We start from the raw sequence: 13,453 nt of genomic DNA on the forward strand, positions 1-13,453 counted from the left end.
GCCGGCCTTGCCGGCGAATGCATCAACGCCGCTCCCACACCTCGAAGTGATAAGCCGGCTTGTCCCCTTCAGCCGCATTGGCCTGGGTCGATTTCATCGCCCACTGCTGTGCATCCACCTCGGGGAACCACGCATCCCCCACCGGGCTGAGCTCGACCCGCGTCAGGTACAGCCGATCCGCCAGCCCGCGTTCCAGCGCCTGCCCGTACAGCTGCGCACCGCCGATCAGCATCAGCTCGTTCACACCGTGCTCCAGCGCCCACTGCTCGGCCCGCACGATGGCCTCATCCAGCGAACCGAACACCTCGGCGCCCTCCAGCACCAGGCCCGGCTGACGGCTGACCACCAGGTTCAGACGCCCCGGCAAGGGGCGCCCCAGCGAATCCCAGGTCTTGCGACCCATGATGATCGGCTTGCCCAACGTGGTGGCCTTGAAATACTTGAAATCCCCCGGCAAATGCCAGGGCATGCTGTTGTCGATGCCGATGACGCGGTTCTCGGCGAGGGCCGCGATCAGGCTGAGAGGCAGTGATGTTTTCATGCCCGCGAGGATAGCAAAGCCCGCTGGCCGATGCGTGGGTTATGCTTTGGGCAGTTTTGATCAATGGAAGCTGGGTGTGACTGGACTGACTGACCTGGACAAACGCTGGCTCACCGAAGCCGTGCGCCTGCGTGAAGAACATGCCGGCGCGCTGGAAGACCAGGAAGCCAACCGCCGCGCGCGCCAGCAAGGCGGCGACCTGGCTGCACGCATCGAACACCGCGCCCTGTGGCTGGCCGAACGCGACGGCCTGCGCGCCGCGCTGGGGCGCTGGAAAGCCGGGGCGCGCCTGGCGCTGCTGGCCCTGCTGCTGCTCGCCGTGCTCAGCGGCGCCGGCCTGGCCTTCGCCGGGCTGGGCGACGGTCAGCGCCCGGTCAACGTGTTCTGGGCGCTGGGCAGCCTGCTGGGGCTTAACCTGCTGATGCTGCTGAGCTGGGCTCTGGGCTTTGCCCTGGCCGGCGACCATGGCGCCAGCCTGGGGCGGCTGTGGCTATGGCTGAGCGAAAAGTTCGCCCGCGATGCCAAGGCCGCGCACCTGGCCCCTGCCCTGCTGGTGCTGCTGCAACGCCAGCGCCTCAACCGCTGGCTGCTCGGCCTGCTGGTGCACGGCCTGTGGCTGCTGGCGCTGGCCAGCGCCCTGGTGGTGATGTTGATGCTGCTGGCCACCCGGCGTTATGGCTTTGTGTGGGAAACCACCATCCTCGACCCCGACACCTTCGTCGGCCTGACCCAGGCCCTCGGCACCCTGCCCGCGCTGCTGGGTTTCAGCGTGCCGGACGCGGCCATGATCCGCGCCAGCGGCGCCAGCCAACCGGCGCTGGAGCTGGCACGCCAGTCGTGGGCCGGCTGGATGCTCGGCGTGCTGGTGGTGTACGGCCTGCTGCCGCGGCTGGTGCTCGCGGCCCTGTGCCTGTGGCGCTGGCACAGCGCGCGCCGGCGCCTGGGCCTGGACCTCAACCTGCCCGGCTACAGCGCCCTGCGCGACGTGCTGATGCCCAGCAGCGAACGCCTGGGGGTCAACGACCCTGCCCCGCAGGCCTTGCCCGAAATCACCCGCAGCGAAGGCGACGCACCGGCCGAGGGCGCCTTGCTGGTGGGCCTGGAGCTCGACGACCAGCGCCCCTGGCCGCCCGCCCTGCCAGCCTCGGTGACCAACGCCGGCATCCTCGACAGCCGCGAATCACGCAACAGGCTGCTCGAACAGCTGAGCCGCTTCCCGCCCGCGCGCCTGGCCATCGCCTGCGACCCGCGCCGCTCGCCCGACCGGGGCAGCCTGGCGCTGCTGGCCGAGCTTGCGCGCAGCGCCGGGGCCACGCGCATCTGGCTGTTGCAGGCGCCACCCGGCCAGGCACTGGACGCCGACCGCCTGGGCGACTGGCACCAGGCGCTGGAGCAACTGGGCCTGGCCTACGCCGACAGTGCCCCCCTCAACTGGCTGGAGCATGGCCATGACTAAGCCGTTGAAACTGGCCGTGGTCGGCCACACCAACGTCGGCAAGACCTCGCTGCTGCGCACGCTCACCCGCGACGTGGGTTTCGGCGAAGTCTCGCACCGCCCCAGCACCACCCGGCATGTGGAAGGCGCACGGCTGTCGGTGGAGGGCGAGCCGCTGCTGGAGCTGTACGACACCCCGGGCCTGGAGGATGCCATCGCGCTGCTCGATTACCTGGAGCGTCTCGATCGGCCCGGTGAGCGGCTGGACGGCCCGGCGCGGGTCGAGCGTTTTCTGCAAGGCAACGAGGCGCGCCAGCGCTTCGAGCAGGAGGCCAAGGTGTTGCGCCAGCTGCTGGCCAGTGATGCCGGGCTGTACGTGATCGACGCCCGCGAGCCGGTGCTGGCCAAGTACCGCGATGAACTGGAAGTGCTGGCCGGTTGCGGCAAACCGCTGCTGCCGGTGCTCAACTTCGTGGCCAGCAACGAGCATCGCGAGCCGGACTGGCGCGAGGCCCTGGCACGCCTGGGGCTGCACGCACTGGTGCGCTTCGACAGCGTGGCCCCGCCGCAGGATGGCGAGCAGCGCCTGTACGAAAGCCTGGCCTTGCTGCTGGAGAATGCGCGCCCGGCCTTGCAGCGCCTTATCGATGACCAGCAGGCCCAGCGTGTAGCACGCCAGCACAGCGCCAAGCGCCTGATTGCCGAACTGCTGCTCGATTGCGCAGCGTGCCGGCGTAGCGTGATCGCCAGGCCGGAGGCCGAGGCAGCGGCGATCAGCGAGCTGCATCAGGTGATTCGCCAGCGTGAACAACGCTGCGTCGAGGCGCTGCTCAAGCTGTATGCGTTTCGCAAGGACGACGCCAACACCGGCGAGCTACCGCTGCTGGACGGGCGCTGGGGCGATGACCTGTTCAACCCCGAGACCCTGAAATTGCTGGGCGTGCGCCTGGGCAGCGGGGTTGCCGCGGGCGCGGCGGCCGGTGCCGGGGTCGACCTGCTGGTCGGCGGCATCACCCTGGGGGCGGCCGCACTGGCCGGGGCGATTGCCGGGGGTGCGCTGCAGACGGCACGCAGTTACGGTTCGCGGCTGATGGGCAAGCTGAAGGGCCAGCATGAACTGACGGTGGACGACGGGGTGCTGCGCTTGCTGGCGTTGCGTCAGCGTCAGTTGCTGGCAGCGCTGGAGGGGCGCGGGCATGCGGCGACAGCTCGCATCAAGCTGACGTTGCCCAGCGACAAGGGCTGGCGCGAGGGCAAGTTGCCGGAGGCGCTGAGCAAGGCGCGGGCGCACCCGCAGTGGTCGTCGATGAACCCAGGGGCCAAACTCGGCCAGGCGGAGCGGCAGGAGCAGATCGACAGTCTTGTGCAGGAGCTTTAAGGCCAATCGCGGGTCAAGCCCGCTCCCACAGAGAGTGTGCGATCCCTGTGGGAGCGGGCTTGACCCGCGATGGCGGTCTCAGATCAGACGTGCAATATGCCCCTCCGCCAACGCCGGCCCCACGCTCATCCCCACCCCGCTGTGCATCAGCGCCGCACTCACCCCCGGCGCTACCGCCAGCAGCGAAAACGGCCCCGGCCCACCCGAGCCGTACACCCCCTGCCAGCGCTCCAGCACCTCGATGCGCCCACCCAGCGTCTGCTCGGCCAGCTCGATCATCCAGTTGTCCACCTGCTCGGCATTGAACGGCGACGCATCGCTGCCGTAGGCATGCGAATCGCCGATGATCAGCTCGCCATGGGGCGTCGGGCTGATCAACAGGTGAATGCCGTTTTCCAGCAGGTGCGGGCTGCCGGCCTGTATCTCGGCGCGCAGGGCCTGCGCCTGCGGCAGGTCGGCATACGCTCCGTAATGCAGGCAGCTCAACCCGGTCAGCAGCGAATGCTGCAGGTCCAGGCCGAAGCATGGCCGGGCGCGCAGCATCTGCAGGCGACATACCTGCGGCTGCAACTGCGCCATCGGCTCGGCGAGCAGCGTCTGGTAGTCGTGCCCGCTGCACACCACGATATGCTCGCCGCTGAAGCGACCGGCGGTGGTGGTCAGAAACCCCGGCTCCACCTCGCGCACCAGCGTGGAAAAGTGGAACTCGACGCCCAATTGCTCGCGCAGGTAGTTGACCAGCGCAGGGATGGCCTCGCGCGAGTACACCTGCTGATCGTCCAGCCCACGCAGGGCGGCGCGATGATGGCGGAACTGGCCGTCGTACAGCGCATCGAGCGCGGCGCCCTGCAGCAGTTCGACCGGGTAGCCGTGCTCGAGTGCACGCCCGTTGCAGAAGGCTTCGAGCAGGTCTTGCTCCAGCGCGGTGCGGGCCAGCAGCAGCGAGCCGTTGCGCTTGAGCGCAAAGCCGGCGTGCTCGGCCCAGTGGGCCCAGATGACGCGGCTGGCCTTGGCCAGTTCGAGCATCTGGCCGGGCGGCTGGCCGCTGACCAGGGCCTGGCCGAAGTTGCGAATGGAGGCGCCCAGCGGGGTGGCGCTGCGTTCGAACACCTTGACCCGCAGGCCGCGCCGGGCTGCGGCGTAGGCGTGGGACAGGCCGAGGATGCCGGCGCCGACGATGAGAAAATCTGACATGGGGGTTCCCTTCAGGATTGTGGTGCGGCCATCGCGGGTCAAGCCCGCTCCCACAAGGACGGCGATGATCCCTGTGGGAGCGGGCTTGACCCGCGATGAATGCGAAGCGGATTTACTGCTGCGCCACCTTCTCCGACTTGCCGTCATAGCGCTTGCGCCACTCGGCCAGAATGCTGTCGCGGTTCTTCGATGCCCAGCCGAAGTCGTTCTTGATCAGACGCTGCTCGTAATCGGCCGGCAACTCGGTCTGCGGCTTGGCAATGCCCGGCTGCGCCAGCACCGCGAAGTTCTCCTTGTACAGCTCCATCGCCGCCGGGCTCGCCGAGAAGTCGGCCAGGCGCTTGGCCGCGGCTTCATGCTGACTGCCCTTGATCAGCGCAGTGGCCTCGATCTCCCAGCCCAGGCCTTCCTTGGGCAGCACGATATCCAGCGGCGCGCCCTGGCGCTTGAGCTGCACCGCCGGGTACTCGAACGAGATGCCGATCGGGAACTCTCCCGCCGCCGCCAGCTTGCACGGCTTGGAACCGGAGTGAACGTACTGGCCGATGTTCTGGTGCAGCTCGTCCATGTACTGCCAGCCCTGCTTCTCGCCGAAGGTCTGCAGCCATGCGCTCACATCCAGAAAACCGGTGCCGGACGAGGCCGGGTTGGGCATCACGATCTTGCCCTTGTACTCGGGCTTGGTCAGGTCCTGCCAGCTCACCGGCTTGCTCAGCCCCTGCTTCTCGGCCTCGATGGTGTTGAAGCAGATGGTCGCCGCCCACACGTCCATGCCCACCCACGCCGGCGGGTTGGCCGCATCGCGGTAGTTGGCGCCGATCTTGTCCAGGTCCTTGGGGGCATAGGTCTGCAGCATGCCCTGCTGGTCGAGGATCGCCAGGCTCGACGCCGCCAGGCCCCACACCGCGTCGGCCTGCGGGCGATCCTTCTCGGCCAGCAGCTTGGCGGTGATGATGCCGGTGGAGTCACGCACCCACTTGATCTCGATATCCGGGTTGGCCTTCTCGAAGGCCTGCTTGTAGGTCTTGAGCTGTTCGGCCTCCAGCGCGGTGTACACGGTGAGCTGGGTGTCGGCGGCCTGGGCCTGCACGGTCACGGCAGCGAGCACGGCAGCGGCAAGAGCAAGTGGCTTGAACATGGTGCGGTTCCTTTGAGCAGTACAGGGTTGGAAGAGCAATCAGTGGCCCGGCGCGCGCTGGCGCCAGGCCTGGGAGCGTTTGAGCAGGCCACGCGAGGCCCACGCCAGCAGCAGTGACACGCCGGCGCTGGTCAGCAGGATCAGGGTGGACATGGCGGCGGCGCCGCCGACGTTGCCGGCATCGTCCATGTTCAGTACCGCTACCGCGGCCAGGATGGTGTCGGGGCTGTAGAGGAAGATGGCCGCCGACACGGTGGTCATCGCCGAGACGAACAGGTAGCGGATGATGTCCAGCAGCGCTGGCAGGCAGATCGGCACGGTAACCCGCGCAAAGTGGCGGTACAGCGGGGCCTTGAGCGACAGCGCGGCGGCCTCGAACTCGCTGTCGAGTTGGCGCAGTGCAGTGGTGGCGGTCATCTGCGCGGTGGTCAGGTAGTGCGCGATGGTGCACACCACCAGCAGCGTCATGCTGCCGTAGAACACATGCAGCGGGTTGCCCGGCAGGTTGAAGAAGAACACGTAGCCCAGCCCCAGCACCAACCCCGGCACGGCCATCGGCACGAAGCTGAGCAGGCGCAGCAGCAGGTTGAGACGGCCTCTGGTCTTCTCCATCAGGTAGGCGCCGCTGAAGATCACCGCGCTGCCGATCAGGGCGGTGCCCAGCGCCATGGTGATGCTGTTGCGGTAGGCCAGCCAGCCGCCGCCGGCGGTGTCGTCGAACTGGTAGTGCTTGAGCGACAGCGACAGGTTGTAGGGCCAGAACTTGACCAGCGAGGAGTACACCGCCATGCCCACCACCAGCAGCAGAATGGCGCACACCAGCAGCACGATGGCCAGGAAGCACGCATCACGCCGGCGGCTGGGGGCCGGCTCGAACACCTGGGCGCGACCGCTCATGGCATCGCCCTGGCGCCGGCGCAGCCAGGCATCCACCGCAAAGCTGAGCAGCGCCGGCACCAACAGCACCATGCCGATCAGTGCACCACGGCCGAACTGCTGCTGGCCCACCACCGCCTTGTAGGCTTCCAGCGCCAGCACCTGGTAGTCGCCACCCACTACTACCGGCACGCCGAAGTCGGTGATGGTGAGGGTGAACACCAGGCAGAACGCGGCGAACACGGCCTGGCGCGTGGCCGGCCAGGTGATGCTGGTGAACGCGCGGCGTGGCCCGGCGCCCATGCTGGAGGCCGCATCGAACAACCGTGCATCGGCCAGCGACAGTGCCGAGAGCAGGATCATCAGCGCATGCGGGAAGGTGTAGATGGCCTCGCCCAGCACGATGCCCCAGAAGCCATAGATATTGTCGCTGAGCAGCCCGCGCAGCAGGCCCTGGTTACCGAACAGGTACACCAGCGCGATGGCCGGCAGCATCGAAGGCGCCAGCAGCGGCAGCAGCGAGATCCCGCGCCAGATGCGCTTGCCCGGAATCAGCGTGCGTTGCAGCGCATAGGCGAACAGGTAGGCGGTGGGCACCACGATGGCCGCCACGCTCAGCGCGACGGTGAGGCTGTTGCCCAGCAGCCAGTGGAAGTTGGCGCTGGCGAACAGTTCGCGGGCCGCGACCAGCCCGCCGCCCTGCCCGGCATCGCTGCTGAAGCCGCGCCAGAAGATCGCCAGCAACGGCAGCAGCACCGCGACGGTCAGCAGCACCAGCAACAGCCATTTGCCGCCGGTCACGAACAGGCGATCACCCAGCGCGACGCCGCCGGTGGTCTTGGCCTTCGCAGGTGCGATCGGCAGGCTTATCGGCGCGCCCATGTCAGGCAAACACCTGCAGGCTGCGCGGTGGCAAGGCCACCCAGATATCCTGCGAGCCCAGGCGCGGCATCGACTCGGGCGCCACCTCGGCGGTGAGTGCGTGGCCGGGCAGTTGGTTGAACTCGAAACTCATGCGGCAGCGATTGCCGAGGAAGGTGATTTCCCGCACGCGGGCCGGGAACAGGTTTTCTTCATGCACCGGTGGGTTGACGCTGATCGCCTCGGGGCGGCAGAACAACCGGCCACTGTTGGCCGCGCCCGCACCGGGGGCCAGGCGCAGGTTCATGTCACCCACCTGGGCATGGCTGTCGCTGCGCTGCTGGAATGGCAACCAGTTGCCCTGGCCGACGAACTCGGCCACGAACGGCGTGGCCGGCTTGTCGTAGATGGCCTGCGGGGTGTCGTACTGCTCGACCTGGCCGTTGTTCATCACCGCAATGCGGTCGGCCATGAGCATGGCCTCGTCCTGGTTGTGGGTGACCATCAGGGTGGTGATGCCAAGTTGGCGTTGCAGCTGACGCAGCTCGCTGCACAGGTGGTCGCGCACGCGGGCATCGAGGGCCGACATGGGTTCGTCGAGCAGCAGCAAGGAGGGTGCCGGAGCGAGTGCGCGGGCCAGGGCCACACGTTGTTGCTGGCCGCCGGAGAGCTGGCCGGGGTACTTCTTCTCGCTGCCGCGCAGGCCGACCAGGTCGAGCATGTCGGCCACGCGCTGACGGGATTCGTCGCGGCTGCTGGCGGTCAGGCCGTAGGCGATGTTGGCTTCGACGGTGAGGTTGGGGAACAGCGCGTAGGACTGGAACAGAATGCCGTAGTCGCGGGCCTGGGGCGGCAGCTCGGAAATGTCGCGGTCACCGATGTAGAGGGTGCCGCGGTCCTGGCGTTCGAGCCCGGCGATGCAGCGCAGCAGGGTGGTCTTGCCGCAGCCGGAGGGGCCGAGCAGGCACACCAGTTCGCCGGCGGCGATGTCCAGGGACACGTCGTGCAGCGCGGTGAAGGCGCCGAAGCGTTTGTGGATGCCGCGCACTTTCATCTGTGCGCCGGGGGTTGCGAGTACGTTGTTCATGCCGGGACCTCACTGAACGAGTGAGGGCCATGCTAGGCGGGCAATGCGAAGGTTCTGTGGCGGTGGGGCAAAAGCGGGTGATAGTGGTATAGGCAGATTTTGTAGGGTTGCTGCGCAGCCCATCGCGGGTCAAGCCCGCTCCCACAACGATCAGCGCGTACCTTGTGGGAGCGGGCTTGACCCGCGATGGCTATGGACCAGACGCCGATACTTCCTGGGCCAGGCCGAGAAAGGCAGCAGGCAACCGCGCCTGGCGCCGTTCCTTGAGGCAGTACAGGTACTCATGCATCACCGGCGCACCCTCCAGCGCCAGCACCTTCAGCTCCGGGTTATGCGGCACCTCGTGGCGGGCGATGATGCTGATGCCGATGTTGCGCAGCACCGCCTCGCGGATCGATTCGCGGCTGCCGATCTCCAGCAGCGAGCCCACCTTCACCCCCGCCTCGTCGAGCATCTGCTCGGTGAGCCGGCGCGTGGTCGAGCCCTGTTCGCGCATCAGCAGGCAATGCCCGCCCAGCGCACTCAGCGGCACCGCCTCACGCGAGGCCAGGGGATGGTTGCGGTGCACTGCCACCACCAGCGGGTCGACGCCCAGCACCCGCCGCACCAGCCGCGCATCCTCCACCAGCTGTGACGAGGCCGCCATGTCCACGCGGTAATCCTCCAGCCACTCCAGCACCTGCTGCGAGTTACCGATCTCCACCGACAGCTCCACCTGCGGCAGGCGCTCGCGGAAGATCTTCACCAGGTCGAGAATGTAGTACGGCGCGGTGGCCGCAATGCGCAGGCCGCCCTGCCCCTGGCCGCTGTTGCGCAGGAAGAACTCGATATCCGACTCCTGCTGCATCAGCGCCTTGACCATCGGCATCAGCCGCGTGCCGTCGTCGCTCAGGGTCAGGCGGCGACCACCGCGAAAGAACAGCTCGACCCCGTGCTGGGCCTCCAGGTTGCGGATCTGCGTGGTCACCGTCGGCTGGCTGAGCCCGAGTTTCTTCGCCGCCAGGGTAATGCTGCCCAGGCGGGCCACCATGTAGAACGCCTTCAACTCGGAACTCAACATACCGCCTCTTACTTTCTGAGCAGGCGCAAGCCGTTGAATACCACCAGCAAGCTCACGCCCATGTCGGCGAACACCGCCATCCACAAGGTCGCCATGCCGGTGAAGGTGATCGCCAGGAAGATCGCCTTGATGCCCAGGGCCAGAACGATGTTCTGCACCAGGATCGCCGCGCTTTGCCGCGAGAGCCTGACGAACGCCGGGATTTTGCGCAAGTCGTCATCCATCAGTGCCACGTCTGCGGTTTCGATCGCGGTGTCGGTACCGGCCGCCGCCATGGCAAACCCGATCTCGGCGCGCGCCAGCGCCGGGGCATCGTTGATGCCGTCGCCGACCATGCCGACCCGATGGCCCTGGGCGTACAGGTCTTCGATGGCCTTGAGCTTGTCGGCCGGCAGCAGGTTGCCGCGAGCCTCATCGATGCCCACCTGCGCGGCGATGGCCTCGGCGGTGTGCGGATTGTCGCCGGTGAGCATGACGGTCTTGATACCCAGTGCATGCAACTGCGCAATCGCCTCGCGGCTGCTTTCCTTGACCGTATCGGCCACGGCGAACAGCGCCAGCGGGCCGGAGGCGTCGAGCAACAGCACCACGGTCTTGCCCTGGCGCTCCAGCTCATCGAGCTGGGCTTCCAGTTCGGGCGAGCACAGGCCCAGTTCCTCGACCAGGCGATGGTTGCCCAGGTGGTACAGCACGCCGTCGATCTTGCCGCCCACGCCACGGCCCATCAGGGCCTGGAACTCGCTGACCTCGGCCAGCGGCTGATCGGCGTATTGCTGTGCGATGGCCATCGACACCGGGTGATCGGAACGAGCGCCCAGGCTCGCGGCAATGTGCTGGGCGCGGCCTTCGAAGCGCGCATCGAGCACGCGGTAGTCGGTTTGCACCGGTTTGCCGTGGGTGATGGTGCCGGTCTTGTCCAGCGCCAGGAAGCTGAGCTTGCGCCCGCCCTCCAGGTACACGCCGCCCTTGATCAGGATGCCCTTGCGCGCTGCGGCGGCCAGGCCGCTGACGATGGTCACCGGGGTCGAGATCACCAGCGCGCACGGGCACGCCACCACCAGCAGCACCAGCGCACGGTAGATCCAGTCGAACCACAGGCCGCCGAAGAACAGCGGTGCCACCACGGCCACCGCCAGTGCCAGCACGAACACCACCGGGGTGTAGATGCGCGAGAACTGGTCGACGAAGCGCTGGGTCGGGGCGCGGGCGCCCTGGGCTTGCTCCACGGCCTTGATGATGCGGGCCAGGGTCGACTGGCCGGCGGCGGCGGTCACGCGGTACTCCAGCGCACCGGACTGGTTGATGGTGCCGGCGAACACCTTGTCGCCGGGGCCCTTCTCCACCGGCAGGCTTTCGCCGGTGATCGGCGCCTGGTCGATGCTGGACTGGCCTTGCAGCACTTCGCCGTCCAGGCCGATACGTTCGCCTGGGCGCACGCGCACGGTGGCGCCAAGGGCCACCTGGCGCACGTCGACCTCCTGCCATTGGCCGTTGGCTTGGCGCACGGTGGCCAGGTCCGGGGCCAGTTGCATCAGGCCGCCGATGGCGTTGCGTGCACGGTCCAGCGAGCGCGCCTCGATCAGTTCGGCCAGGGTGAACAGCACCATCACCATGGCCGCTTCCGGCCACTGGCCGATCAGCACGGCGCCGGTCACGGCGATGCTCATCAGTGCGTTGATGTTCAGGTTGCGGTTCTTCAGGGCAATCCAGCCCTTCTTGTAGGTGCCCAGGCCGCAGCCGAGGATGGCCGCCAGCGCCAGCAGGGCCACGGCCCATTCCGGGGCGGCATTGGTAAAGTGGACGATCTCGGCGGCGAGTGCGGCGACACCGGACAGCGCCAGCGGCCACCAGGCTTTCTTCGGCGCAGCCACTGCGTCGCTGCCGGCCTCGCCCGCATCGTCGAGCGGTTCGGCGTGCATGCCCAGCGAGGTGATCGCCTGCTCGATGCCGCGGGTGTCGGGGTGGGTATGCGTGACGCCGAGGATACGGTTGATCAGGTTGAATTCCAGCTGCTCGACGCCGTCGAGCTTGCCCAGCTTGTTCTGGATCAGGGTCTGCTCGGTCGGGCAGTCCATGGCCTCGATCCGGAAGCGGCTCAGCCGCGCATCGCTGCTGGTGGTTTCACGCAACTGCACCAGGGCCGGTGCGGCGGCGCCGGAGCAGCAGCTGCCGTGGGCAGGCGCGGCAGGCGCGGGGCTGGCGTGGTCGTGGTCCGCGTGGTCGTGGGCATGATCGTGGCTATGTTCATGCTTGTGATCGTGCGCGTGGCCGACGTGGTCGGGGCTGACAGGCTGGTTCATGTGGTTCATCCCTAAAGGTCCTGTTGCCAAGTGAACACCCTGTAGCCACTATAGGGTCAAGCAACCAACCGAGGTATTTTGCAGATGAAGATCGGAGAGCTGGCCAGGGCCACCGACTGCCCGGTGGAAACCATTCGCTACTACGAGCGTGAAAGCCTCTTGCCAGAGCCTGCGCGCAGCGAGGGCAACTACCGGCTGTATACCCAGGCGCACGTGGAGCGGCTGACCTTCATCCGCAACTGCCGCACGTTGGACATGACCCTGGAAGAGATCCGCAGCCTGCTGCGCCTGCGCGACAGCCCGGAGGACCAGTGCGAAAGCGTGAATGCGCTGATCGACGAGCATATCCAGCACGTGAAGGCGCGCATCGACGGGTTGGTGGCATTGCAGGGGCAGTTGCTGGAGTTGCGCCAGCATTGCCGGGCGCAGGAAACGCAGTGCTCGATCCTGCAGCATCTGGAGGTGAACGGTGCGGTGACAGCCCCGGAGGCTGAGCATTCGCATGTGGGGCGCAGTCATGGGCACTGACTGAGGGCCCTTTCGCCAGCAAGGCTGGCTCCTACAGGGGATCGCGGTGATCCTTGTAGGAGCCAGCCTTGCTGGCGAAGCGGTATAGCGCGCTTACACGGCCATCCTTCGTCTGCGATCACATGGGTCAAAAAATTTCCAGTCTAAATGCTTTCAGAACTATCCTACGCAAGCTGCCACCCTTTCTCCGTTGCTGAGAAGGCACATCAAGGCTAGTTTTCCCTAGTCGTCGATTTGGCGACCGGGTGTGAGAGCCCGTCCTTGACCTGATGGCAGCTTTGTCATGGCAGCTGTGCGCGGGCAGACTTTGGTCTGGCCGGGTTCCTAGGTCTCCGGTCTCTCACCCCGCGTACGGCTGCCACCCTACATCCTGTGAGAGGGATTGGGCGGTAGCTCCTGAGTGAACCTAGGAGTTACGCCATGAAAAAGATCGTCCCCGACCCGCCTGTTCTACACCCATTCACCAGCCCCTACTTCTCCATCCACAGCGACCTCGTTACCGCTGACTCCCTTGCCTTCGCTAGCGAATTGATGCGCGGCATCCATGAAACCACCAATGAATTCTGTAGAACCCACGCCAATGATCCAAGCCACAGTATGCTACTGAGTGTGCTGCATTCGGCCGAGATGGCTAAAGCGTTGGTAGAGCATGCACTAGCCAACCTGCTAACTCTGGAACAAGGATTTCTGCATGAGTAACGGCCCGCAAGCTGGCACAGGCGAGACGATAGGTGCCGCGACGTTCATTCGAAGCCAAAACCCACCTACAGAACTCTTCCGAATCGTCCCCGGCATCCCCTGCGATTACGCACTGGAGCAGGCTTCGATCATGCTCGGCTGCGTGCACAAGCTCATTCTGAACGGTGTGATGGATGACGATGGCGCAGCGGTGTGGGCAGCTTATTACCTCAGCGGGTTCGCCAAGGCGCTGATCGATGATGCGGAGTTGGGGATGAAGCAGGCGTAACGGCGCATTGTGCGCCAAGGCTACAAACTGGACGTTAATTGACAGCCCTTTCGCCAGCAAGGCTGGCTCCTACAGGGGATCGCGGTGA

12 protein-coding genes are annotated in these 13,453 nt (G+C 66.7%); 5 read left to right on the top strand and 7 right to left on the bottom strand.

Features of this window, described 5'->3' with window-relative positions:
- Positions 1 to 22 precede the first annotated feature (22 nt).
- A complete protein-coding gene (locus KH389_RS25575) occupies positions 23 to 541 on the bottom strand; it encodes a dihydrofolate reductase (RefSeq protein WP_043860005.1) in 519 nt (172 codons plus the stop codon).
- 76 nt (positions 542 to 617) lie between these two features.
- Here KH389_RS25575 and KH389_RS25580 point away from each other — a divergent pair, with 76 nt between their 5' ends.
- Together KH389_RS25580 and KH389_RS25585 are read left to right on the top strand one after the other, a co-directional pair.
- Entirely contained in the window at positions 618 to 1,997 is a 1,380-nt protein-coding gene (locus KH389_RS25580) for a DUF2868 domain-containing protein (RefSeq protein ID WP_244988663.1), read from the top strand.
- Positions 1,990 to 3,354, top strand: coding sequence for a DUF3482 domain-containing protein (locus KH389_RS25585; RefSeq protein WP_058541772.1), 1,365 nt, complete (start codon positions 1,990 to 1,992; stop codon positions 3,352 to 3,354). The genes KH389_RS25580 and KH389_RS25585 overlap by 8 nt, the downstream gene beginning before the upstream one ends.
- A 78-nt stretch (positions 3,355 to 3,432) precedes the next feature.
- Here the strand turns inward: KH389_RS25585 and KH389_RS25590 are convergent, their stop codons facing one another.
- The 6 genes from KH389_RS25590 to KH389_RS25615 form a co-directional block, all read right to left on the bottom strand.
- Positions 3,433 to 4,548, bottom strand: coding sequence for a TIGR03364 family FAD-dependent oxidoreductase (locus tag KH389_RS25590; RefSeq protein ID WP_213606479.1), 1,116 nt, complete (start codon positions 4,546 to 4,548; stop codon positions 3,433 to 3,435).
- A 112-nt stretch (positions 4,549 to 4,660) separates the two neighbouring features.
- The gene (locus KH389_RS25595; protein ID WP_054915526.1) at positions 4,661 to 5,686 is read right to left on the bottom strand and encodes a putative 2-aminoethylphosphonate ABC transporter substrate-binding protein; all 1,026 of its coding nucleotides are present in this window, start codon (positions 5,684 to 5,686) and stop codon (positions 4,661 to 4,663) included.
- 39 nt (positions 5,687 to 5,725) lie between these two features.
- A complete protein-coding gene (locus KH389_RS25600; RefSeq protein WP_213606481.1) occupies positions 5,726 to 7,444 on the bottom strand; it encodes a putative 2-aminoethylphosphonate ABC transporter permease subunit in 1,719 nt (572 codons plus the stop codon).
- Position 7,445: 1 nt separating this feature from the next.
- A complete protein-coding gene (locus KH389_RS25605; RefSeq protein WP_213606483.1) occupies positions 7,446 to 8,510 on the bottom strand; it encodes a putative 2-aminoethylphosphonate ABC transporter ATP-binding protein in 1,065 nt (354 codons plus the stop codon).
- A 190-nt stretch (positions 8,511 to 8,700) separates the two neighbouring features.
- Positions 8,701 to 9,570 (bottom strand): LysR family transcriptional regulator, encoded by an 870-nt coding sequence (locus KH389_RS25610; protein ID WP_213606485.1) that lies wholly within the window; start codon positions 9,568 to 9,570, stop codon positions 8,701 to 8,703.
- Positions 9,571 to 9,578: 8 nt separating this feature from the next.
- A complete protein-coding gene (locus KH389_RS25615) occupies positions 9,579 to 11,870 on the bottom strand; it encodes a heavy metal translocating P-type ATPase (protein ID WP_213606487.1) in 2,292 nt (763 codons plus the stop codon).
- Between the two features lie 84 nt (positions 11,871 to 11,954).
- Between KH389_RS25615 and cadR the strand changes: the two genes are divergently transcribed.
- From cadR to KH389_RS25630, 3 genes are all read left to right on the top strand, one after another.
- A complete protein-coding gene (cadR, locus tag KH389_RS25620; protein WP_043863455.1) occupies positions 11,955 to 12,398 on the top strand; it encodes a Cd(II)/Pb(II)-responsive transcriptional regulator in 444 nt (147 codons plus the stop codon).
- Between the two features lie 420 nt (positions 12,399 to 12,818).
- Positions 12,819 to 13,097 (top strand): hypothetical protein, encoded by a 279-nt coding sequence (locus tag KH389_RS25625; RefSeq protein WP_058541768.1) that lies wholly within the window; start codon positions 12,819 to 12,821, stop codon positions 13,095 to 13,097.
- On the top strand, positions 13,090 to 13,365 hold the full coding sequence (locus KH389_RS25630; RefSeq protein ID WP_058541767.1) for a DUF3077 domain-containing protein: 276 nt from the start codon (positions 13,090 to 13,092) through the stop codon (positions 13,363 to 13,365). The genes KH389_RS25625 and KH389_RS25630 overlap by 8 nt, the downstream gene beginning before the upstream one ends.
- Positions 13,366 to 13,453 lie beyond the last annotated feature (88 nt).

The organism is Pseudomonas qingdaonensis, assembly GCF_018398475.1.
Lineage (GTDB): Bacteria > Pseudomonadota > Gammaproteobacteria > Pseudomonadales > Pseudomonadaceae > Aquipseudomonas > Aquipseudomonas palmensis.